This is a genomic window from Yoonia sp. R2-816, from assembly GCF_046762905.1.
Taxonomy (GTDB): Bacteria; Pseudomonadota; Alphaproteobacteria; order Rhodobacterales; family Rhodobacteraceae; genus Yoonia.
Window position 1 is genome coordinate 1 of the sequence record NZ_JBKQXN010000102.1, and the last position, 283, is coordinate 283.

Consider the following 283-nt stretch of genomic DNA (forward strand, 5'->3'; position numbering starts at 1 on the left):
TCGCCAGCATTCTGGTCGGTGAATACCAATCGGTCTTCTCTGGCGTAATGAGAATCGTAGTCATCAATCGTGTCGTTGCCGTCTCCAAGGCTGTAACGGTAGGTGTCCGCACCAGCACCGCCCTTCAGCGTGTCGTTGCCAAGCCCGCCGAGGAAGGTGTCATCGCCGTTGCTGCCAAGCACCAGATCATCGCCGTCACCATTCTGATCCTCGATCGACTTCTGTGCGATCCCCTGCAGATCCAGCACCGTACCATCAGCAAACTCGATAATTTCCATGTCTG

General features: G+C 55.5%; 1 pseudogene. It reads right to left on the reverse strand.

Annotated features, from left to right (window positions below):
• Positions 1-283, reverse strand: a pseudogene (locus ACFWW2_RS01850) (hypothetical protein); the annotation flags it as partial.